The sequence below is a fragment of the Flavitalea sp. genome, from assembly GCF_035489435.1.
GTDB lineage: Bacteria > Bacteroidota > Bacteroidia > Chitinophagales > Chitinophagaceae > DATHKG01.
Map to the genome: position 1 here is coordinate 38725 of NZ_DATHKG010000023.1, position 24719 is coordinate 63443.

The 24719-nt window shown below is 37.6% G+C and carries 16 protein-coding genes; 7 read left to right on the plus strand and 9 right to left on the minus strand.

Features of this window, described 5'->3' with window-relative positions:
* Positions 1–25: 25 nt before the first annotated feature.
* The gene (locus VK664_RS03860; protein ID WP_461397291.1) at positions 26–1183 is read right to left on the minus strand and encodes a FecR family protein; all 1158 of its coding nucleotides are present in this window, start codon (positions 1181–1183) and stop codon (positions 26–28) included.
* 1253 nt (positions 1184–2436) lie between these two features.
* Between VK664_RS03860 and VK664_RS03865 the strand changes: the two genes are divergently transcribed.
* The 4 genes from VK664_RS03865 to VK664_RS03880 are packed head-to-tail and all read left to right on the plus strand — an operon-like array spanning position 2437 to position 7582.
* Complete coding sequence (locus VK664_RS03865) at positions 2437–4671, plus strand: DEAD/DEAH box helicase family protein (RefSeq protein ID WP_461397292.1); 2235 nt, start codon at positions 2437–2439, stop codon at positions 4669–4671.
* Positions 4668–4880 (plus strand): hypothetical protein, encoded by a 213-nt coding sequence (locus VK664_RS03870; RefSeq protein WP_461397293.1) that lies wholly within the window; start codon positions 4668–4670, stop codon positions 4878–4880. Before VK664_RS03865 ends, VK664_RS03870 begins: the two co-directional genes overlap by 4 nt.
* Positions 4881–4884: 4 nt before the next feature.
* Entirely contained in the window at positions 4885–7071 is a 2187-nt protein-coding gene (locus VK664_RS03875; protein ID WP_461397294.1) for an AAA family ATPase, read from the plus strand.
* 1 nt (position 7072) lies between these two features.
* Positions 7073–7582, plus strand: a complete 510-nt coding sequence (locus VK664_RS03880) for a hypothetical protein (protein WP_461397295.1) — start codon at positions 7073–7075, stop codon at positions 7580–7582.
* On the opposite strand, the gene VK664_RS03885 is transcribed toward VK664_RS03880, so the two are convergent.
* From VK664_RS03885 to VK664_RS03920, 8 genes are all read right to left on the minus strand, one after another.
* The gene (locus tag VK664_RS03885) at positions 7575–8441 is read right to left on the minus strand and encodes a hypothetical protein (RefSeq protein ID WP_461397296.1); all 867 of its coding nucleotides are present in this window, start codon (positions 8439–8441) and stop codon (positions 7575–7577) included. The two genes, VK664_RS03880 and VK664_RS03885, sit on opposite strands and share 8 nt — an antisense overlap.
* Positions 8442–8445: 4 nt before the next feature.
* Entirely contained in the window at positions 8446–9606 is a 1161-nt protein-coding gene (locus VK664_RS03890; protein ID WP_461397297.1) for a hypothetical protein, read from the minus strand.
* Positions 9607–9609: 3 nt separating this feature from the next.
* On the minus strand, positions 9610–10770 hold the full coding sequence (locus VK664_RS03895; RefSeq protein WP_461397298.1) for a hypothetical protein: 1161 nt from the start codon (positions 10768–10770) through the stop codon (positions 9610–9612).
* Positions 10771–10802: 32 nt separating this feature from the next.
* Positions 10803–11906, minus strand: coding sequence for a phosphoadenosine phosphosulfate reductase domain-containing protein (locus VK664_RS03900; protein ID WP_461397299.1), 1104 nt, complete (start codon positions 11904–11906; stop codon positions 10803–10805).
* The gene (locus VK664_RS03905) at positions 11903–15124 is read right to left on the minus strand and encodes a hypothetical protein (RefSeq protein WP_461397300.1); all 3222 of its coding nucleotides are present in this window, start codon (positions 15122–15124) and stop codon (positions 11903–11905) included. Before VK664_RS03905 ends, VK664_RS03900 begins: the two co-directional genes overlap by 4 nt.
* Positions 15114–15980, minus strand: a complete 867-nt coding sequence (locus tag VK664_RS03910; protein ID WP_461397301.1) for a DUF4007 family protein — start codon at positions 15978–15980, stop codon at positions 15114–15116. Before VK664_RS03910 ends, VK664_RS03905 begins: the two co-directional genes overlap by 11 nt.
* 423 nt (positions 15981–16403) lie before the next feature.
* The gene (locus VK664_RS03915) at positions 16404–16832 is read right to left on the minus strand and encodes a (deoxy)nucleoside triphosphate pyrophosphohydrolase (RefSeq protein WP_461397302.1); all 429 of its coding nucleotides are present in this window, start codon (positions 16830–16832) and stop codon (positions 16404–16406) included.
* Between the two features lie 61 nt (positions 16833–16893).
* On the minus strand, positions 16894–20034 hold the full coding sequence (locus VK664_RS03920; protein WP_461397303.1) for a DEAD/DEAH box helicase: 3141 nt from the start codon (positions 20032–20034) through the stop codon (positions 16894–16896).
* 203 nt (positions 20035–20237) lie between these two features.
* Between VK664_RS03920 and VK664_RS03925 the strand changes: the two genes are divergently transcribed.
* The 3 genes from VK664_RS03925 to VK664_RS03935 all read left to right on the plus strand — a co-directional run bounded on the left by VK664_RS03925 (position 20238) and on the right by VK664_RS03935 (position 24366).
* Complete coding sequence (locus tag VK664_RS03925) at positions 20238–20507, plus strand: hypothetical protein (protein WP_461397304.1); 270 nt, start codon at positions 20238–20240, stop codon at positions 20505–20507.
* 515 nt (positions 20508–21022) lie between these two features.
* Entirely contained in the window at positions 21023–21853 is an 831-nt protein-coding gene (locus VK664_RS03930; RefSeq protein ID WP_461397305.1) for an HNH endonuclease, read from the plus strand.
* A gap of 431 nt (positions 21854–22284) precedes the next feature.
* Positions 22285–24366 carry an AAA family ATPase gene (locus VK664_RS03935; RefSeq protein WP_461397306.1) on the plus strand — a complete coding sequence of 694 codons (2082 nt, stop codon included), beginning with the start codon at positions 22285–22287 and terminating at the stop codon, positions 24364–24366.
* Positions 24367–24719 lie beyond the last annotated feature (353 nt).

Below are 24719 nucleotides of genomic sequence, written 5' to 3' on the forward strand. Positions count from 1 at the left end.
ATAATAGTTATTGCTCTTTCAAGGGTTATCGCTCTTTTAAGGGCTGTTGCTCTTTTAAGGGCTGTTGCTCTTTCAAAACCGAAGTCTTTTCTCTTAAGATTATTTTCTCTTTTGATTGTTCTATTTCCAGATTGTAGATCTCAGATATTATGGTCAATAGCTCACGTGCAGATGTTGCACTAAAGGAGCCGGTTATGGTTTTATTACCAATCGTTTCGTCATTTATAACTATTTTGTCGCCAAAAAATTCGCTGATATGGCCTATCACTTCATTCAGGGTAGTGCTTTCAAATATGAAGCGATGATCTTTCCAGGGAATAAAATTGCTGACAGGTTGCTGGTGTTTAACAGACAGCGATCCGGCTTTGTCAGCAGTCACCACATCACCCGGTTTCATCAGAACGGGCTGATGTTGTTCATCATTAAAGCGAACCTTTACCGAGCCTTTTTTTAGTATAACCCTGTTTTTTTGATTACGGCTATACATCAGGAATTCGGTACCCAGTACTTCAACATTTAACGGGCTGTTGGTGGTAACGAGGAATTTTTGATGATTAACCGTGTGAGTCACATTAAAAGCAGCTTCTCCCTGTAATGCAACTTTTCGATCTCCTTTATTAAAGCCCCATCGGGGAACAAGCAGGCTGGAATTGGCATTGAGCACAACATGACTCCCATCAGCCAGGTTAAACTCAGTGACTTCTCCAAAATCAGTTTGGTAATGAATGTATAAAATCGATTCCCGGTAACCATATGCAAAAAAACCAAGGGCAAGGATGACAGAAGCAGCTGCGATCCACCCGATTTTAGAAGCCCTAGCAAAAATATTTTTAACGTGACTTTCGGTTACGGGAGCCTGAGCTATCTCAATTTCAGGCACATGAAATGAAATTTCAGGATATTGGGAATTTGCATTTGACTGATTAACCAGGTGATTAACAGTTGCATCCCGAGATGCATCCCGGTCAAAAAGTTTTGTACTCAAATTGTTCCAAATCTGTTGTACGTCCGGTTCACCGGGTTTCTTTTCAGTATCTGTAAGTGACATCAGGTCCCAGTTTTCCTTCATCCAGATTTTGATTAGCAAGTCCTTCTTTGGATCTAATAACCAGCCGATCACCTCCTCTCTTTCTGCAGGTGAACATTCATTGAGAAAAAATCTATGTAGCTCGGATTTATCCATAACAAACAATCTTCTTACAGTTACAACGCATAAATTTTCCCTAACCCCTATTCTGATTAAATATTTCTTTAAAAAATTTTGAAGAAATTGGGAGAGTGACAATCAGCGACTTAACTGGATCGGGAAGAACTTGGGGTCTTCATGGACGAAATTGGTTTTATATTGTAAGGTAACATGTATCTTCTAAGTGCTGTACGTCTTTATCCTTTAGATCTTTCTTGTATCTCTCCTAAAACTGAGATAATCAATTTACCTCCGTCCGTAATCGATGTCGGTATTACGATTTACCGTAACAAAGAGTTTCTCCGCATACTAGAGTTGAAATGAATTAGGTGCCTTTGATAGGTTCCGGTGGACTTTTGTCTTTATCTGTTCTGCAATATCAACGCTCATTATTTAGTTGTATGTCGAAATTGGAATACTAGTATTTACGAATGCGGCGGGAGCTAGATATTCTGGTGCGGTGTTGCTGACTTCTATAGTAGCCTGTACAACGTCGGTATAAGCGGCGATGTAACTGAAAAATACCCTGATGGATCACCAAGAAAACTTTCCTTTGTTCGCACATTTAAAAAATTCATTCAAGTTTTTTTATCGATGTGCGAAAAAGCAAATTATTGGATTCAATGATTTAAAAGTTTTCAGAAACGGAATGAGCTTATAGGCCATTCCAAAGATGGTCATAGCGCTTATCTTAATGTAAGATACTTTGCAAAATTATGTTATCATGTGTTCTTCGATTTTTCGACTTAATAAGTAATGCATATCCTGGTCCCAACAATTCGGATGAGAATGGTGAGAAAATTTATACAACTATCATTAAAACCTCAACTGCGACGGTGGGCGTGATAATTTTGCATTGTATAAGGAACCTCAATCGTTACAGGATTCAAGATTTGTTATTCCTACTATCGCGGAGAACATTTGGATAGCTAAATTTTGTTAAAATGGTTAATAGGGATTACGCCATTGTAATACGCGATCTAGCTACTCCATGTGTTTTGAGATAAATACCGCACGGTAAAACTCCGACTCATAGAAGGGTTTAATTGTTAAATAACTACTGATGAAGATAACTAAAAACGTCCAAGGTTTCTTAAATTTCGAGTTCTGTCTCAAATTCCCACAACTCCTTGAAATGCCGGGTTTAACGCCCTTTTTCGCTATAATTTAGGTTCGCTTCCATTTAATCAAAAAGAAGCTTATTTTGTTTAGCAAATGCAACATCTTACCACCCCAATTATATATAATGTATGCTAAAAGAGGTTGAGTGGTCCGCAGACCGAGCCTATCGATCTGGAAGCGAAAATGAACCTTTAGAGTTCTATCTTGACGGTTTGTGTAATAGCCGACAGTTCGACCTGTTGTTAGGTTATTTCAGTTCTTCTGCCATTAGTGTTTTATCCTTGGGGTTTGCCACCTTTCTTTATTCTGGAGGGATAGTAAGAATGGTTGTTAATAATATTATGTCACGAGAAGACCGTGACATAATTAGATCAGCAAAACAAAGAGATAACGCAAGTCATATTATTGATTTAAGCGATATCAAACAATTGAAAAGAACCTTAGACGATTATGGCAAGCATTTTTTTCAATGTATTGCTTGGCTGATTTCTAATGATAAGATTCAGCTAAAAATTATAAGACCTAAAAGCGGAAAAGGTATTGCCCATTACAAATCAGGAACTTTTTCTGACGGAAATACTTCAATTGGATTTAAAGCGTCTTGCAATTTCACGGCATTCGGTTTATTGGAAAACCTGGAAGAGTTGGATGCTTTTTTGAGCTGGGAAAACAGTCGTTCCAGTAAAATGATCAACAGGCAAAATCATGATTTTGAAAATATATTCTCTGGTAGAGCTGAATTTGTTGATTACCTCGACGTAGACGATGTTGCCATCGCCATCAAAAAAGAGTTTGGAAATAAATCACTGAATGAACTGATTATCCAGGAAAAAGAGCTGATAGAAAGAAAAAGTCGTGTCTTAGAGAATAAACGACTTAGGAAAGTATTTGAAAAAGTGATTACCCGGATAGAAGAAATTATTAGAGAGCCGAGGTTTCCTTACCCATCCGGTGCAAGAGGATACCAAGCTGACGCTTATGAAAGTTGGAAAGCCAATGGATACAAAGGCATATTTGCAATGGCGACCGGCACAGGTAAGACTATTACTTCTCTAAATTGCGTCTTGAATGAATTTAGGGACAATCAGGACAAAATATATCATGTGCTGATTTTAGTTCCGACTATTACCTTGGTGGAACAATGGGAAAAAGAAGTTTTGTCCTTCAACTTTCAGGAAGTTTTCAAAATCTCATCGAAGGTAGATTGGCAGAATCGCGTGACTACATTAATCTCAACGGCAAGGCGAATTCCAATCTCATTTGCTTTAATCAGCACATACGCATCTTTTGTAAAAGACAAGTTCCAGAGTTTGATTAAAGACTTGCCCGATGATACCATATTTATTGCTGACGAGGGGCATAACTTGGCTTCACCTTCAGTTATTGCAAAAACTAGGGATTTCAAACTTAAAAAGAGAATTGGCCTATCAGCAACTCCTAAAAGGATATATGACCCGGAAGGCACTGCAGAAATGGAAGTTTTTTTTGATGACAATGAACCCTACACTTATTCCTTTTCAATGGAACAGGCTATAAGAGAGAATGTATTATGCCAGTATTACTATTATCCGCATATCATCAAACTAACCGCGCATGAAATGGCCGAATATGTAGATATTAGTAGCCAGTTGTCAAAACTATACCGGTTCGGAAAAGGGAATCCCGACAATGAAAGCAGAATTGAACGGCTGCTTTTAAAAAGAAAACGAATAATTCATAAGGCTGAAAATAAACTGGGAGAAACGATAGATATTTTAGGCCGGCAATTTCAGCAAAAAGGAAATCTCAAATACACATTTGTATACGTACCCGAAGGAGAAACTTTTGAAATCCGGGAGGAAGGCGATGAACCCGTTGTAGAAAACATAAGATTGATAAATCAATATTCCCGTGAAATTGCCCGGATAAATGACAGTATTCTGGTCAATCAATTCATCAGCGGCATGGAAGACAGAGATGAAATTTTAGAACAATTTCAAGAGGGAAAAATTGATGTAATTGCTTCAATGAAATGTTTGGATGAGGGTGTAGACATTCCCAGGGCAGAGACAGCGATCTTTTGTAGCAGTACCGGCAACCCACGTCAATTTATCCAGAGAAGGGGAAGAATACTGAGAAAGCATCCCGCTAAAGATAATGCTGTTATTCATGATCTGGTCGTATTACCAGATTATGAAAAAGAAGTTGAAGGTGCTGATACATTCGAGCTAGAAAAAGGGCTAGTAAGAAAGGAACTGGAGCGGGTCATGTATTTTGCTTCGCTTTCCAGAAACCCTTTTTTTACAGAAGATGTATTCAGAAATGTTTGTGCGCACTACAATCTTAATATATATACTATTCAAACCGAACTTTCAACTGTATGACAAAAGAAAATATATACAAAACCTTCCTTGACGACCCTCTTTTTATCGAGAAGAATTATATCACCCAAGACAAGGTTGAAAAATTGAAAATGGCGGAGCCAACCAATACAAAATTGTTAGAAGTAATTAAGATAGCTATTAATGGAAACGTTGATGGTGATTCTGAAGGTGTGATTTCCAGGAAAATAAATCAGTATCTCAATAAATAATACCATGATAATTGATAAGATTGATCTTGAAAATTTCATGTGCTATTCCGGTAAAACGAGTATGCTTTTCAAGGAAGGGATTAATGTGATAGTTGGGGATAACGGCTATGGCAAATCAAAACTGTACGATGCCTTCTATTGGGTGCTTTATGACCAGGTTTTTGAGAGCAACAAAAAGGAATTCATAAAGACGGGATTGTATAAAGAAAACCTAATATCAGACAAAACCCGGTATGAAACTCCTGTTGGTAAAATCACTGCCAAAGTAGCCATCACATTCCGTGACCTCGATAATGATAAGGTCATAATTATTGAAAGAAGATACTCCGCAAATAATGACAATGGAACAACAATAGGTGACAATGGCAGCGAGCTGTCAATTATGAAAAAGGATCTTTCCTATTTAACGGCACGTCTAATATCCGATGAAGAAGAAAAGCAACGGATTCTAAGAACCATCCTTCCTTTTGAAATTAAAGATTATTTGTGGTTCCAGGGCGAACAGGTGGAATCTATCATTGATTTTAATAAACAGGACAGTCTCACCAAAGCGATTAATGCGCTTTCCAGTATTGCAAGATATGATGAACTCAAATCAATCGCCGTTACTGCTGCCAAATCGGCGAACAATGAATATGATAGGGACGTAAAAAGATTAAGCAAAGACAGCGGCAAAAGCGAGCAACTAAGTGCAACCAAAGTCAAGCAGGAAGCTAAAATCGTAGGCCAACAGGCTGAGTTAAATGAAGTAAACGAAAACCTGTCAAGAGCGGAAGCGAGATGCGAAGAGCTATTAAATAAAATTGAAGATGCACAAAGAGTCAATGAACTCCAGCAGGAGAAAAGGAATATACTAGCTCGGCTGAATGAATTGAATGAAGAATTAAAAGGGGAACAAACCTCTTTCCACAGAAAAATGTTTCGTAGCAAGTGGGTGCTTAAGGGCACCACAGTATTGCATGAGCAATATGCAAGGAAGTTCTCCGCTTATGAACAAAGGAAGTTGCAAATGGCAACGGAAAAGGCGGCACGCCTGCAACTGGAAAATGAGACTGTCAATCAATTACAAACACGCCTGCCGTTTAATGTACCAGAGCCGAATTACCTTGAATGGATGCTCGAAAAAGAAAGGTGCCTCGTTTGTGACAGAGAAGCGAAAACTGATTCAGAAGAATGGAGAAAAATAAAGGAGTTACTGGACCGGCCGCAACAGACGACTGTGAAGAAAAGTGAGGAACCCTTGACACTTCATGATTTTAGTGACGATTTCAAGCGGTTATACCAAAACGGGCTGTCACTCAATGGCAGAATCAATGAAATTGACGATGACATCAAAGAGGCCCTTGCAAAACGAAATAACCTTAATAAGAAGGTCAGGGATGCAAATAACGAGGTGGGGCGAATAGAAGAAACTATTCAACGACTGCTGGCTGAGACATTATTGACTACCGAAACCGCTAAACACATTCTTGATGAATACTCTGTCCATAATAAATATGTAAAAGATTATACAGAAGAAAAAATAAAGCTTGGCCAGCAAATAGAGCATTCAAAAAATATTTTGAAAGGTGTGGAAGACCAGCTAAAGGAACTGGTAACCGGTGAGATTCCCGCATGGTTGATCGAAAAAAAAGAAATATTGACTGATTTTGAAAGCGTAGCAATTTCAACAAGGGACAGGGTCTTCAATAGCCTGATTACGCAATTGGAGAAGGAGGCTAATACCCATTACGAAGCGATGACCTCCGGTAATAGGTCCGCGAAAGGGCAGATCAAATTGCGTAAGCTCCCCAATGGTAATTACATGCCTGAGATAATTGACGATGCCGGAATACCGCTGCGGGGCATAAATACCGGCAATTTGATTTTGGTAAAATTGTCAGCGATTATGGCAATTATCTCAGCTAAAAATTCCGGGAGGGCAGCAGAATTATATACGCTCATTACAGATGCTCCGACGTCTGTCTTTGGCGAAGACTATACAATTGGGTTTTGTAAAACTGTCAGTAAAGTTTACAAGCAGAGTATTATAATGAGCAAAGAGTTTTACAAAAATGAAAGTCTCAGGAACGAATTATTAACGAATGCTGAAATTAAGATTGGAAATGTTTATATGATTTCGCCTTCGATACTCGCAACCGAACGGGATAACCGGAATAATTTGTCCACTAACCTTAAAGCATTGAATTAACATGGAACTCCTTAAAAAAATTAAAGATAGAGCACCTGAATACGATGCTGTTCATGAAGACCTAATTACGAAGTTTACGGTCGTCCAGGGAGGCCGGGCAGGAACCGCCGGTGAAGGAACTGCTTGGGAGCAGGGGAAATATTTCTCTACCAAATATGAAATCTATATTTATGCTGCCTTACTTGGACTTAAAAACGATTACCATATTCCGCTTAGCGTAAGCTCGAAAAAGGAAAAATTCATAGAGATCAAACACTGGCAACCGCAGGATTTGGCTGACTATATTGTAATGAGTGTCTTAGCTAAATACAGTACTGATTTTAATGAGCTAGAGAATAAGGATGATAAAGAAATTGAAAAAGACATTCTGGCCATCAGAAAGCTAATGGAAGAATATGCAAATGGTGGATTTGATAAAATGCGTGCAAAACTGGAAACCGAACCATCTTTTTTTGACAATAACGATAATTGTTTTATTGATTTATTAGAGAAGCAAAAAATGGTTACTTAGAGATTCCTAAATGACCATCCCATAGTAAATTGTTTGAAATAAAATCATACCGACTTTTCACGTAAGCTGCCTTTCCATTTATTCCATTAACTGACAATTTTCGTATTAGATCCTTCAATTTCGGAAAGTCGGCATACATTTTTTTATACCCCCCCTCATGTAATGTATCAAAAACAGATTCTAGTTGATTCTCATATAACATGTCTAAAAGATTTGTCAAGTAAGATTGGAAGATACCCTTAATATCCCGTTCCTTGATTCTGCTGATTGTTTGCTTTAACTCATTTAACGGAGAACTATAGAGACCTAAAATCGCATCAACATTTTTTAGCAGATGCTTCTTAGTTATTAAACCCTTCAAATAGAAAATGCAAAGAATGTCAATAGAATCAATGATTGTTCCAATTTGATTAGATAAAAAAAGTTCAATGAAAAAAGTATTAGCCCTGCCATCGTCGGTCGCAAAAAGAACCCGATTACTGTTTTCCATAAAGTCATTTTCACCCCATCGACTAAGGTATAGAGACAATAAAGCACTCTGAAATTCACCATCGCTTTCCTTGAGTGTTTGTCCAGATACAATTGCAAAGTTTCTTACAAAAGGAATACATTCATATTTGATAGAATCTAGTTCACTGACATAATCAGATAAATGTAAGTCACTAATTAACTGATTTAGTGTTTCTCGGGAATTGTCATAATATGATAAATATACAAATTTGCTACTACCAAATTCAGCTATAACTTCTTTAGTTATAAAAACATTCTCAAAAGATTTATCTAGAAGTTTAATTAGACTATTATCCTGAACAATGTGAAGTAAGTTGGATATTGTACATGCATCTAAAACAAGAATCATTTTGCTATTTTTTCCATGAGGGAATTTCTGAACTTATCTTCTCGACAAATTCTTTTGTAATACTTGGTGGGATTGGGTTTTCTAATAAGGCTAATTCTAAAATTAACGACAATGTCTCATTAATTTTTCTTAACGATTTTCTACCAATGTTAGATATAATGAACTTAATTGACGCTTCCTGATATGGATAATATAGATCATTATCATTTATAAATTCCGGTTTTCTAAAATTTGGATGATTTAGTAAATTTCTAATGTATATTAAAGATTCTTCCTCATTTGGTTCATCGAAATCAATATGAATTTTTGCCCTTGATGCTAAGGCCTCACCAAGAATGATCGACAAATCTTCGAATGCATCAAAACCTTTTAATGTAAAATTTAGAAAAATTGTAAGATTATTAGGGGTTTTATCAATTAACTGTCGAAGAAAAGTAGTGAATCTATCTTGAGTAATTTTTGGCAATGACTCAATGTCTTCGAATTCATCTATCCAAAGAAAGACTGCGGAATAAATTTTTTTTTGATGGGTGATAGTATTAAAAATACCGCTTAATAGATTTACAATTTGCTCATCATCCTCTAATCCGAGGGGCAAATTGAGTTTTTTGAGAGTGGCTTTTGTTATATCACCATATAGATAGTCCCTTAAGGCGTCCTTTGAATTTTCAAATCCTATTTCTGGAAATAGAGAGTTTTGAACTCCGTCCACTCCAAGAAATTTTTTTAAAAAAAGTCCTATTATACTATCTGTAGTATTTGCTTCAATAATACGCGGAGCCTCTGCCTTAAACTCGGTCTTCACCAGGCCAAAATCTTCCACTATATTTTCAAAATTTAATTGCCCCATTAACGATCTTAAAAACGATTGTACGGGATCTTTTGTACTTCTAGGTAGATTTACTTTTATATTTTTAGTCTTCTTGCCAAAATTGTCATGAATAAAATTTGTTTTGGTATAATAATTAGCCGCATGAGTCTTACCGCTTCCATATCTTCCCCAGTTAATCACTATTCTTGAAGGAGATGTTGCTATACTGCTCTGTATTCGTTGATTAAGTTTTTCTTTCAATTTGTCCATGCCTATCCAAACTAACTCCTCTGCTGTGTTAGATGGGCTAATTCGGAAAGGGTTATTTGTCAGTTTATAATTTTCAAAATCCATTGCCTAAGTAATTTTCTTTAATGAGCCGTCATTTTCAGAAGGAAACCAATCCATTATGTAACCTTTTCCATCTAATTTAAACAAATATCTTTTTATCTCCCCATATTCGAGAAGAATTCCTTCTCTAAGCAAACACATAATAGCAATATATTCAATAGCTTGAGAAGCAGCAATTCGATTTGGTGCAAGGGTCTTAAAATTTATGAAAGCATAATTTAAATATTTCTCTATTTTTTTATCTGATTCGAAGTCCGCTTTTGGATTTAAATCATAAATTAATGAAAAGGTTTTTACGTAGTCACTCTCCACAAACGCGTCAATGTCGAATATCTCATTAATTTTGCCTAACAATTTAGTTCCGGACCCGGAAAGCTTTAAGATGTTTTGTTTATGCTTAACTTGATCTATCAAATCAAGATCTAGAAGCCAGCTGATGCGAGGCTCAATGATGCTTTCATAACTTCTTATCTTCAAGGTCTTACTTTTTTGTTTTCTTTCAAAGTCAATCGCCTTGTTCCTCAAATCTTTATCTAGATACGGTATAGCAAGATAACGTGTAATCTGATCACTTAATTCCTCAAGAAATAATTGCTTAACAAATGCATATTTACCAAATTTTGTGTCGCCAGAAGATGCATCTTTTGAAAGAATTGATAGTATTGTTTTGATGTAGAAGAAATCTTTTTGCAACAACTGTTTTAGAAAAAAAAATTTATCCAATGCGTTTAAAACGAAAACATTTCCAGTTCCCACATTAAGATCAAACAGTGATATTGGCTGAATAACTTTTTGCTCTTCAATAAATTTGAACTTATTCCCTTCCTTTTGATAACGTTCTTGAATCACTTTGTAAACTTTAGCGTATTTCGTTAAAATGTATGAATAATTGTTTCTTGCTATGATCGAGAGAGATTCAGCTAGTCGAGTATAAGGCTCAGACGAAGCACCGGTTCCTAAAGATTCAATAATCCCTTTACTATCCTTCCTATAATAAAAGGAATAATTTTCTAGTTGCTGTTGAATTTCATTAGACCCACTGATTCTTTCAAAGTATTTATTGAAAGAACTAATAGATATAAAATCTTTATCAAAATATTGCTGCACTAGTAGCTTTAGATAGCCAAGACGGCGAACTTTTGTATGTGTATTTATATGGTCAAACAAAATTCCAGAAAAATTTATTCTATATTAATAAATTAGATAAAACAAGCAGCACAACCTTCCCCTTCAGCTTCTTCTAAAACAATATCTTTCCAATCTTTTTTTGTAATACCGGCCTTCTCTTGTTTTTTGATAAAATCTTCTTTTATCCGTTGCATTCTTTCGGGTAGAACTAATTCTGCAAGCGATTCATCCTGGCACCAAGTATAGCCATCCTTTTCATATTCCATTGCTTTGGCAAACCGTTCAGGGTGCTGCTCATAGAGCCATACCCATTCAATTTTTTGCTGGAAGAAACAGAAATAACAGCCAGACCGGCTGCGGGCATACTGGCCTTCTTTACCATTTACTACAAAATCAACTTTCTTATAATACTGTGGTATACCCACGCCACTTTTTTCAAGAATATTGAAAATATCATCCCTGATTAAAATCTCATCATTGTCAATAAGGCCAAAACCATGTTCCTGTGCCAAAGGATAGTCTGTTGTTTTGAGGAAGGAAAATACCATAGAATTGAACACCTTTACATCAGTTTCCATGAACTGTTGGAGCTTTTGAATGGCAGTATAAGATTGGGAAACCGGCTGCGCCAAGATTTGCTCAAATCGGTTTGTAGTAGCGGCGAAATCCAGACTCTTATACAACCTTAGAAGCTGATCAATATTTTTATTGTAAAGGACTTTAATAATTACGTCTTCACTCCAAATATTCTGCCTGAAAGGAAAAATACTTTGAATATTGGACTTTCGGGAAATATATCCTTCCCGGTCCTCATCACCTCTTATACCAACATAAGAAATCACCGGGTCGTTGCCGACAAATTTCTCAAAGGGTTCGAGTTTCAGTTTCTTTGTACACCATCTTGAATTGGAAGACGGCAGATACCCCCCATACATCTTTAGAAAATGATCAAAGGGATCTTCATTTTTTCCGTCAGTCGCCTGGAGCTGAATAATCTTTTTTCCCAGATAAATTTCAAGATTTTTAATTAACTGATAAGTCTCTGCTAATTCTTTCCCCGTATCACAGGTATAATACTCAATATCCAGTTGAGGATATTTATCCTTCATATAGATAGCAAGTGCAGCACTGTCCTTTCCCCCTGAAATTCCTAATAAATGCCTGACTTTTTTCATTTTTGTAATAAGTCTTTTAGAATATTTGCGAGCGCTGCTATATTAAGTGTCTTATCCTTTGAAAGCTTCGTCCTGATAAGATTTTCAACTTTGCCTACTTCAGCTCTCTTCGTTTTGGGCAACCGCACTAAACTCTTTTGGATACCGTTAACAAATGAACTCATTTCGATGCCTAATATGTCTTCCTTTTCCTCATCGAGATCAGCGGGAGAAAGATTGGTCAGGCTGTCGAGCTCCAGCATGATGTTTTTAAACTTGTCATGCAGCAAAAATTCCTCCTCGTCCCGGATAATTTCAAGAGATTTACCGAGGACTGCTTGGCCTATTGAATTAAGCCACGCTTTTCTATCATCCAACCCTGAATCTAATCGTTGAATGAAGGTCTTCTGATGCGGCAAACATAAATGCTTTTTCAGTTTTTTAAACCTGCCCTGCAATCTCTTTTTATAATTATCAAAGGACAGCTCTTCCCCGATAAATTCTGATAAGATAAACACTTCAAAGCGGTTTAATAAGCCATCATAACTACCCCGCAATTCACGAATAGAATCTTGCAATTTAGTTATATAAGCATGTAATTTTTCTTTAGACTTTTGTAAGGACTGCTCAGTATAACCTAAAGCCATTGGAAAATCTTCAAAGAATGATTTTTCCGGATCTTTCGGATTCCCGATTGCATCACGCAATGCAAGGGTTTCCTTTTTTAATCGTTTTGTATGCCGTGAATATTCTGGCAACCCTCTATAAAAAGTAAGAAAAGGCTTAATCGTCTCAATAAAGGTTTGGTTATCGAGCTTTTCTTTGGAATGCTGATTCAGGAATACGCGATAACTGTTAAAAATATCCAGCTTAACACCTTCAATATCAAACGTTTTAAATTCGTAATCATTCGGGTATTTTAACATAAGCTCCAGCACTTCATCCGTAATGTAGGGGATGTAGCCGCTTTCACCAAACAATGCGTAATCATCACGTTTAATAAAAAAGAAAGACGCAGCCCAAAAGTCTATTAACCCTTGTTTCAATTTGAATGGCCGCTTCGTAAGTGGGGCCATGTATTCAGCAATCGACCTCCGGGATTGCTTTGCACTGTTTAAAAACTCAATTGAGTAATCCCATAAGTGATTAAACGACGATTTTTTAGAAACCTGTGTACTGAAATTTATCTGATCTGAATATAACGTAATACCATTTTCCTTTAACAGCGTTAGATAAATCGTCTTTTCTGGCGGGAACTTATTACTCTCAAAACCAAGATCCGGCTTGTTCCAGTTATCAACCAAAGCTCGGAGATAGTTCTTCTTGGCGGTATGAATAGAACCGGATATTTTATGCTTATTAACCAGTTCGTTCTTAAACACCGGTGTTTTTGGATACACCTGCAGACATATTTGAGAAAGTAATTTGTTGAAATCCTTCTTACTGGCAATTTTTATTACCTGCCCTTTGAAAATCCACTTCAGGTCAGATTTCTTTGAGTACAGGTTGTTCATGATATAGTGCGTCAGCAAATTTTTCTGATGAAGCAAAATGTTATTGAGCTCCTTTACGGCGACGCGGTCTTCTTCATTTTCCGCAATTACTTTTTTTGTTTTTTCAATCTCAAAAAGCTGATTATTGATCACTTTTGAATTTTGATAGAATCCGTAAATGATAGCTTCTTTCTGATCGACAGATTCCTTTTTGACTTCATTAATAGTTATTTTTTCATTGAAAATTAGATTAATAAACCCATCAATTTCATCCATGGGAACTTCCGAAATAGGATGCTCAGAAATTTTGAATTCAAAAATCCGCGGTGTCCCGTTGAGATAAGAATAAGATTTAGCAAAGACAGGTGGTAACGGGTAATACCTGTTTAACAGTGTCGCTATATCGCTGATTTCATTTACTTTTTTCCCCGCTTCTATTAAGGCAGAAGAAATATCTAAGTCCGTTCCCTCCGACAATACAAACCGCCTATTATAACTACGGAAAAGAATTATTTTTTTGTTTTCCAGGTTATCTATCAGTTTGCTCGCGTCTTTAATACCCAGACAAATGGCTGCATATTTAACTAAAAACTCCTTTCCCAAATCAGACCCCGCAACTGAATTCATATTAAGCAGTCCAATGGTCTTTAAGATTTTGCCATAGTTTGATATTTCATCATCAAACAATCGCTCTGCTGCATCTAAAGAGCTTTTGATGGCAGCCCAGGTCGCGAAGTCCGGGTTATATCGAGAACTGATAAAAGAGTAAAAATTGAATTCAAGATAATCATATACACAGGCAATATTATAAAAAGGATTTTGCGTTTTATCAAAGCTGTTAATTCCGGTATGATCCGTGGATTCGAGAAATGAAAATAATGACCTTTCATTTTGTCCATACTTTTGCAAAGAAAGCGTTAGTATATTGGCCGCCATCAAATCAAGGGGAAACAGTTTTTCGGAAACCTCGCTCGCATAGCCGGGATTAATATTAAACACTTTTGACTTTTTAGTAAGTGCCAAGGCGAGTTGTATATCGGATTCAACCTTCTTTTCCATTTTTCCAGTCTTCAGGTGTTCTGAAGCAAGGAAAAGTAGCTGTTCGATTGGTTCGTTGAACGTAATTTCTCTGAACCTACCTTTTACTTTTGACCATTCCTGTTTCTGCGTATTGTTTAAACCAAATGCATACGCATCAAAGTTTTGATGAATGGTGGTGATCAGAATTATGTTGTGATCAGGATTATTTGCAAATTCTGAAAGTTGTTGTATGAAGTATAACTCTTTTTCCGGAGAATTTTGAGATGCAAATTCCAGGAACTTACCAAACTCATCAATGCAGATGACAAGTAATGGGCTTTTCTTGCCTAAATCATGATACTGGTTAAAAATTTCCGAGAGTATATTTTCACTCTTGTGCTTTGATAGATTGATCTCAAAAAAATCTGCAAACGCAGTAATGACAGATTTATATTCTCCGATGAAATTGATCACTTCAACTGCGGGGTTGGACAATAAATTAATTGCAAAGAATTTTTTCTTCTTAATCAAGCTTTGCTGAAATGCCCATAAAAAAGAGGATTTACCCGTACCATACGACCCGATAAGATTGAAAGAACGAATACCATTCTTAAAATCACTGGTGATCTGATTGACAACTCTGGTAGCATTCGGTGTCGGTATATAGTGTATTTCCCGGCCGGAATCACGTATAATGTTGGTAGATGTGGTGAATTTAGTTTGCATAATATTTATCCAAAATTGATAATGCGGAAGGTTTCTTTTTGAATTGTATTTCCTTAACGCCTGCCTGATCGTTAAAAATGATGTACCGATGCTTTGCAGCAATACTCTCAATCTTTGCAAGTATTCCTGACCGGTTCATTGCGAAAACAGTTCCTACCCCGTTGTAATCCTGTTCAAGATTGATTAAATTAATTGATAAATCGAAACCTTCAGTGTCGAGAATGGCAAATAAGATTACTTCATCAGGAATTTCGCGCCTTTCACTATTTTCAATTAAGAAAAAGTCTTCCCTCCCTTTACTGAAAGACTTAACAAGGTCTAATTCTGTGAGTAGTCCGGAAAAATTATCTTCTTTGTCCTTAACTTGCGCATCGGAACGCAAATACATTTTTGACAGCACTGAAAAATCTTCCAAGAGTGTTTTTTCATTTGCCTGGAAAGATTTTTCAATCGATGATTTTCTTTTAATGTAGGCAATATAATTGTCTCTGGTAAATTCCATTTTCTCTCTGCGCAGCTCATTAAAGACAATTGAGTAACTCGACGAAAAACCTCGCTTTACTAATTGGTAGTGTAATAACCATAGGCTTGCTTCATCCTCCAGGTACGGGTCGTAACCATCATCAGCCAATAGCTTATCTGCGAATGGAGTTAGCACATCGTCAGCTGACAGGAGATCAAATGCCTTCATCCAAAAACGAATGGACGTCACCATATTTTTTCCCACTCCCAGTACAACTACTGCATCTTCATCATTGAAAGATTTCCCAGATTTAATCAGGTCATAGCCCTTCTTTAACCAAAGCTGCCGGCATTGAAAGGATTCATGACCACTAAAAATGTATTTTTTTGCCATAAATTCGGTAATTCGTAAAGCTAAGTAATTGTGTTATAGCATATTCGAAGGTTGTAAATATGTGAAGAACTAGTATTTTGAAGTTAGCGACCTCAAAATACTACATTTTTTAGCAAATTAACCAGACGGTCTATTCTTGGAAAACCTAAATCTTCAAATTGGCTTAAATACCTAATTGCGGCGGAAAATCCGCAAAGACATAGGGAGTACCCTAGTGTAGTGTTATCGCCATTGTCAGCGTTTCGTTCCATAGCAAGTCAGAGAAGTTCGATAGAAACTCTTTCTTCCAGTTATAGATCTAGTCATAGATCCGGCAGGATTAATGGTAAAAGATAATTTATCACATAATGTTGGCTAAAAGAGTTCATATCAACTGAAAAATATTCATTCACTTAGCTGGAACTTAACACCAAAAGGCTACAACTAGTGAAAAATATCTATCATGGATAATTGCTGCAGCTTTTGAACTACAGGTATGTCAGCCGCTGCCCAGTCAAGTTGCAGCAATTCAGTTGCGGCAAGCCACTGATAGGCAATATGTTCGGTCAACGATATCTTATTATTAGCTGCAGTACATACGAAACTTTGTAAAAATATCCTAAAGTCCGGATATTGGTGATCTACCACAGGCAATTGCTGAACTACTTGGATTTCGAGTTGCAACTCTTCGCGGATTTCCCGGATCAATGCTGCCTCTTTAGTTTCGCTAGACTCCACTTTTCCGCCGGGGAACTCATACTTATAACTGATATATTCATATTTATGTGCTCCCTTTTGTACGCACAAAATTTTCTCGTTCCAGATTACTACTCCAGCTACAACGTTGACTATTTTTCCCTGATCATCCTTCATACAAGTTGGAAGCATTTTGGTTAAAGGAACATTATCGGTAATCTAACCAGCGATGCAAGCTTTATCCCACTGCAAGTTTTCCACTATCCTTCCATAGATAAGCAGGCATAGGTTGCTTTAGTCTCCATTCGATGCTCATAGGTTTTGATCCTTGTGAACTAACAAATTCCCCCTCTCCAAGAAATATATAGGGCATCGTGATTCCATACTCATCGTCGTTCTGTTCGCGAACAAAAATTAAAATCTTCTTCCCTAACCTTTGGTGGTGTATATAAGAAAGTCCTTTGACGGAGTTTTCTGATGTTGCATTTTGTGACTGCCAATGGAAAAGAGTGTCATTGATAGCATAATCCTCATACATTGTGGTGGGTGAGTATTCCCTTTCTGACTTTTTCAAAGTGATAAAGAGGGCCTCCGCGTTGATTACCTTATTTTCAGCGACTCCTTCCCGATTTGAAGATGCTTTTTCAAAGGTGTGTAAGCCAAGCGCGACCAGAATTTGATTTCTGTTATAGCGACTGTGCAACTTGAGGGGAAAGATGAAAGGAAGGTTTGCTGGTCGCTCAATAAAATCGATTGAATATTTCAACAAATCCAGAATTTCAGCCAACTCTGATTTCAACGTTGGATTTAATGCCAATCGTGCTAGCCCACCGGTTATCGCCGTAATATTTATTTGAGGGCCAGGTTGCTGCCATAGATCATAGTGTAACATCAAAAGCATAACTTTTTCCTCTGAGGACAGCGCTTGATGATCGAATTGATCTGATATTACAAAAGTCGAAAAGTTCAAATAAGTCATCGAATTACATCTTAGCAATCGTTTGATGCATCCAATAATTTCCTTAGCATTGGGTTCATCGAACTGCGGAATAATGTCAGCCTCATAACATAATTGTTTCCAACTACCTTTTTTGTAAATCAGTTGTGGCTCTAGCCCATGAAAATCTAAAAAATTCTTCAAAGTCAAAGGCATGGTAGATTGATGTCTGAAATTCTTGATCTTTTCAACTAGTTGCTTGCGATTAAATCCAGTCGCTTGCTTAATATTATCGAGGATAATTTTCTTTGCCTTCTTTTCAAGTATAATTGAACACCCAAGCGGTAAGTGAGGGAAGTCATCTTCAATTTCTTTTACAATTGAAGTATGAGTTTTACCAACCAGCGCTCTGAATTTATATTCAAAATCATATTCTGGCCTGGAGTTGCCGACGAAATCAAGCACTGTCAAACAATCCTTGCCATCGGCTAAACGAAGCCCCCTGCCCAACTGCTGAAGAAAAATAGTGAGACTCTCAGTTGGCCGCAAAAACAAAACTGTATCAATTTCAGGAATATCAACACCTTCATTGAAAATATCTCGCACAAATAGGTAATTGATTTCGCCCTTTTGCAGTTTCTGTCTAATTGCAACCCGGTCATCCGAATTTTCACTAGTGAGACAAGCCGCCTTTAGACCTGCAAGAATGAATTTATCAGCCATGAACTTTGCATGTTCAATGCTTACACAAAAACCTAGAGCGGTTACTTTATTTATATCAGTTAAGTACCTTTCACAATTAGAAAGAATATCATTCACTCGCCTGTCATTTTCAGTGTAAACTCTCGTCAACTCGCCAATTTCATATCGCCCGTTACGCCATGACACTTGGGTAAGATCTACGTTATCAGACAGTCCGAAATATTGAAAAGGACAAAGCAGCTTCCGGTTTAGCGCTTCTGGCAATCGAATTTCGGCAGCGATCACATTCGAAAAATCTTTTAAGATGTCAGCACCATCGGTCCTCTCTGGTGTCGCCGTTAAACCTAAAAGTACTAATGGTGTAAATCTCTTCAGTATAGGTCGGTAGCTTTCAGCTGTAATATGATGGACTTCATCGATCACTACATAATCATAAAAACTGTCTGTAAGACTAAGTGTGTCGTGCTGGTTTGTTAGTGTCTGGATCGATGCAAACACATAATCAAATTTTGAGGGGCTTTGGCCGTCGACCCATAATTCACCGAAGTTTGCATCACGTAAAACATGCTTATATGTCTGCTGAGCTTGTTTTAAGATCTCTTGCCTATGTGCTATGAAAAGTAATCTGGCTCGCGGATTGTTATTCTTAAATTTTTTATAGTCAAATGCAGAGATTACCGTTTTTCCTGTTCCAGTTGCGGCGACAACCAAGTTCCGGAAGCGATGGTGAACTTCACGTTCTGATTGAAGCTTTTCTAATATTTCTGATTGATACGGAAAAGGGTTTAGATCGAAAAAAGTTGAAATCGCGTTGGCTTCTAACAGACTTTGTTGGCTTAGCGCCGTACGGAGTTTCTGATCATCCCGACCTGATTCATACAATTCGAAATCTTTATCTTCCCAATAGGTGTCAAACGTTTTCTGACATTTGTCAACTATATGATGGATCTCTCTAGAGGTGACTTTCAGGTTCCACTCTAAACCGTTCGTTAATGCGGATCTGGAAAGATTAGATGATCCAATATATCCGGTGTGGAACCCTGATTTCCGGAGGAAGAGATAGGCTTTGGCGTGTAGTCGTTCGTGAGAGGTATTGTAAGATATTTTGATCGTCGTATTGGGAAGTTTGGACAGGAAGTCAATTGCTTTAGCCTCAGTTGCACCCATGTAGGAAGTAGTAATTATTTTGAGCTTTCTACTACTATGCGTGAACTCCTCCAGCTCTGCCGCAAATATCCTTACTGCTGAAAATCGAATAAAGGATACAAGCCAGCAAATTTCATCCGCGGATAGTATTTCTTTTTTTAATTCGCTTTCAAGCGATATACCTGCGTTGCTTCCAGTAAACAATTCACTTTGACTCAAACGGGTGTATGGCATAATTTCGCGCACCCTCGCGGCAAGGTCGGCATATCCGCTATCAAGATTGATTAGCACCGCTTCCAAAATTTTTCCTTCAGTGTCAATGAGGTTTTCACTAAAGTCGGAGTTGGGCAGTTCCTCTGCCAAAAATCCGATAATCCGGTTTGCAAGCTCTATTTGCTGAAGCGCCCTGTTTCCATCCTTAATTTCATCTAAAGCAAATCGGATGGCCTCGGATAATGATAAGCTCAGATACCTTGATGCCTCTGCAGGATCAAGCTTGGTGGTATGAACATAATAGTGAGCTCGATCAAGTTGGGAGAGCTTTTGCGAGATTACGGTTGTGATAAGTTGTTCGTAGAGTCCGGTTTGAAGCATGTAAGATGGATTTGGATTGAAGGCGACACACAAGATATTAAATTTCCATTAACACAAACATACTAAATGCATGCCTGGACTCAGGTAGTACAACTTTAGAATGCCACGAGTTATTAATTTTAGGCTTGAGTAACAGTTGTATTTTTCTGAGCTCGTAATTAGGCATTACTCTGTCTTACTCATATATTGTGTACAAAATAACAATGGAAGAACCGATAATACCACCCAACGAAAAAACACCATCGCAGGCTACCCAAATTATTGGATATGTTTTGCTGGCACCACCTTTATTAAGTGTACTTTTATTTTTTGTGAATCTGTTCGATAGCACCGGCCGGATAGTAAAACTTTCAAATCTAGGGGCGCATTGGACAGGTGACTATGCGTCAGATGGTGGAGGATACACTTCTGCTGCACCCATTTACCTCGGCCTTATGGCAATCGCTGGTGCATCCTTATTGAAATCACGATAAAGAACACCACGTTTCGTAGAAACAGATTGCCTTAATTTTTTGGCTCTCATAGAGAGACAAATCAGAATAAGGCATGCAACATCTTAGAGGGCAACTTTGCTGTCAAAGATCGGATCTTATTTTCCTAACTTGTACCTATATATGAATTTCTCTGAATAACCCAACCTAGCAATGCATTTGTTATTCCGTCGCGCAGATAACTTCCTGTGCATAGGAAACACAAATGCGAATCTGGATTTTATGGCCAAATGAACCGAGTCGCGAAAACCTATTAACTTCTATGCTCTTTCCCTAAATCGTTTGAACAAGTTGATTGATGAGACAATGCCGTTTATCAAAAAATTCTTTTCCTGGGTAATAAATTTCGATAGCTGTTCTGTGAACCCATCAGAATTTCAACATGAACCCAGCCAGGACCGGCACAATTTTTCTGATAATATTTCGTTCTATCGATCGTCGCTAAAGTCGGCTGAATTCGTTTTATATCCATATCCCTTCCGCTACCCTTATCAACCATGAAAAACCTGATTCAAGAACTTTATAAAGATGAACTCGCATCGCCAAGTACCAATTTTTTTATTCTAGACGCGGCCGGCGAGCCACATTCGCACGAAGACGTCGACTTTGTGAAATATGGATATTCTACCGCTAGATATAATAAGATCAATCCAGGTGATCTCTTCCTCTACCGCCGACCCAAGAACGCCTCCCGTAACGGAGTATTTTATTTCTATGGATGTGGGAAAGTAGGTGACTTGGTAAACGTTACTAAACAGAAACAAACGTTCAATGACGTCAATATAAGCATATCAGTTGTAAAACCTCTGCGCTTAGAACGATATGTTCTGGCTTCAGATCTCCAAGATTACTCGTGGAGCTGGAAACCTCGAGGGAAAGATTGGGCGAATTTTTTTAGTCAGTATGGAATGAATCAGATCAAAAAAGAAGATTTTCTTGCGATATCACATCTGGGTTTTGACGGGAGTTCCGAAACTGATGGCGAAACTTTAGAACTCGAGGTTATGCTTCATAAAAAAATGCAACAAGAAGATTATTCAGTTGAGGACGTCTACGGAAAAGTCAAAACACGCGGGACTGCTCAAAAAATATTCGCGCAGCAATTGCAGGAAAATTATAGAGGCGCGTGTTGCATTACGGGCATCTCTACAAGATCATTACTATGCGCGTCGCATATTATCCCTTGGAGCGAAAACACCATGATAAGAATCGATCCAACGAACGGCTTGCTCCTTTCACCACTAATGGACAGACTATTCGACAGATATTACATAAGTATCGATTCTCAATATAAGATTCTTGTCTCTGATCGAATCGCTAAGGATTAACCCCTATTCAAAGAGGTACAACCCATTCATGGCCGACCAATTACTTTGCCGAAGGATGAACGCCTTTTCCCTAAGCAAGAATATCTAGAAATCCATCGAGCAAGGTTAAACATTTAAGTTCCGTTTTTGATCGACTGTATATGTCGAAGTATTCGGGTATTAGTATCTGAGCATGTAGTTGCCTTTTCTAAAACGGGCTTCCTTGAATTCAAATCAATTGTATCCTCTGCGTCATCCCTATTTAGGCTGGGGAACCCTTATTAAGACACTTATGAACCTATCGAAAAAGAAGCAGGTTCAATCTTAACACGTAATTATTTTCAGAGACAGCGGGCCATAGTAATTGCAATTAATCTGAAATTCCTATAATATTCAGATGACATCAACGTTTTGATCGTTTCAAAGCAGTTGCACATCTAAAGACAATCCTTATGTCGGTCACTATAAACATTAAAGGGAATAATGAAACCAATGAGTTTCAAGATGCCCTTTCGTTGAAACAAATGTTCGAAAAGGAGTTTAGTACTAAAGAAATAAACGGAGAGATATTAATCATTTGTAATGCAACGCTATTCGGTCAGACTACAAAAGATGTGGATCTTATAGCATTAGGCTCTTTTGACAATTATCGATGCAAACTAAAAACAAAAGCGGTCGGGCCAAATAAAGACGAGTTATCTCTGACTGAAAGAACTGTTTTTGTTAATAATTTCTGTTTTTGTTTCGAATCAAAAAGACATAGGGCGGAAGATGTACAACTAAATGGTCTAAATCTGTTAGTAAAGTACAAAAATAGGTGGTCCGATGCTACCACTCAAAGCGAAAATCAAAAGTATTCTCTGAAAAACTTTTTCGCGGATCGCCTCAACTTTTCTCCATATATCGCAAACTTCATTTGGCTAAAAAATATAGATTGGCAGTCTATTAAATCTTTGCTAAGTAACAACGATAAGCTGTATACCAAGCACAATTATCTTCCAAACATATTTTCCTTCCCTTTTCTTATGCAGCTCGCTTGCGTACAGCAACCACCCTACAATGGGAGAGACAAGGATGGAAACTATAAAAATTACTGCAGCTTTTCGAGCTTAAAACATAACGACCAATTTGACTACAATCGAATGTCAGAAGCATTTGATTTGTTTACAAAAGTGAAAGAAGGGGTTGGGAATTTAACTAGGAAGAAGATTGAGCAAATCACAAAGAAATTACTTGACGATCAACAGTATGCGCAGGCAATTGGAGTGAAGCTTATCGTTATTGCCGGCAGAGCTGGAACGGGGAAAACCATGAAATTACTGAGGATCGCATGCGATCTAGCTATTAACAATGGTGCACGATCATTAATTCTTACGTATAATCATGCCTTAGTTAGTGACATTAAGCGAACTCTGGCATTGGCTGAGATCCCTGATGGCGTGGACAGTTATTCGGTGAACATCACAACGCTCCATAAATTTGTGTTCGAGTTAATAATCGGATTCGGTTTGGTAAGCAATCCTGTTGACCCAGAAAAAGATGTCAAGTTTATCCCTGATTTTATAACAAAATACCAGGAATATCTGGAAGAGTTGAACAATTGCATTGATGAAGGTCTCATCCAAGAAAAGGAAATTCAGGATTTAATGCGCAGCAAACACGATAAAGTGGCTTGGGATTACATATTAATTGATGAAGCCCAAGACTGGAATGATCTTGAGAAAAAGCTAATCTTTAAAATCTTCGGGAAAAATAAAACCATCGTGGCTGATGGTATCGACCAGTTGATTCGATCGGCTAAAAAGTGTAACTGGATTCAAGGGCTAAAGCCAGATATCGATTTCAAGAAGACAAACGAGAAACGAGGTCTCCGTCAGGAGGTTAATTTGGTCTCATTTGTTAATAAATATGCGAAAGCCGCTGGCATAAATTGGGAACTGGAGCCTAAGCAAGAACTGATCGGTGGGAAAATCGTAGTTTCCTTAAGTGCATATACTAAAGAGCTTCATGAATTACACCTGAAGGAATGCAAAAGAAAAGGAAACTCCGAATATGAAATGCTGTTTCTCGTTCCCCCCAGCCTTGTGACAAAAGGAACTACCATAAATAAATACAAGGATACAATTAAATCGAGCACTTTCAAATTCAAGTCCGAGTTTGAACAGATGGGCATCAACATTTGGGATGGGACAAGCCTTGACCTAAGAACCGAATATGCTGTTGACGTAAATCAGCATAGATTGCTTCAATACGAATCTTGCCGAGGCCTAGAAGGTTGGACGGTAGTTTGTTTGGAACTTGATCAATTCATTAAATGGAAAATGGAAAAATTTTCTGATGACGGTGGTAACGAGTTAGCTCTAGAATCCCTAGAGGAGAGACGACATAAGTTTGTGTACTTATGGTCTTTGATTCCGCTTACACGCGCCATCGATACGTTGATTATTACGATCAAAGATCCTGGCAGCGACGTAGCAAAGCTTTTGAGGAAAGTTTATGAGGAAAATCCTGATTTCGTACAGTGGGTTGATTAGATAATGGTTTAAACAGAGTAAAGTTCTAACTATGTGACAAGTTAAAGTTTCATGTTGATTAGTTAGGACGACAGCGATATTAGAAGAGCAAATTGAATTACGGTATACTGGCTTGAGGTAGAGTTTATTACCTTCAAGACCCGACAGGCTCGCAATAGCTTAGTAGTTAAAAAGCAGTAATGAGATACGTTCATAAAGGAAAAATTGAAATTGGAATTGAAGTTTTCCATATCAGAATTTTTTTCGAGCTTACAACGAACTCTATGAAGATATTTTCATTTGCACCTTGGGGGTGTGAATGAGATTTTTTTATAGTGAAGGAAAATGACGGCGAATGGTACGATTACTACGAA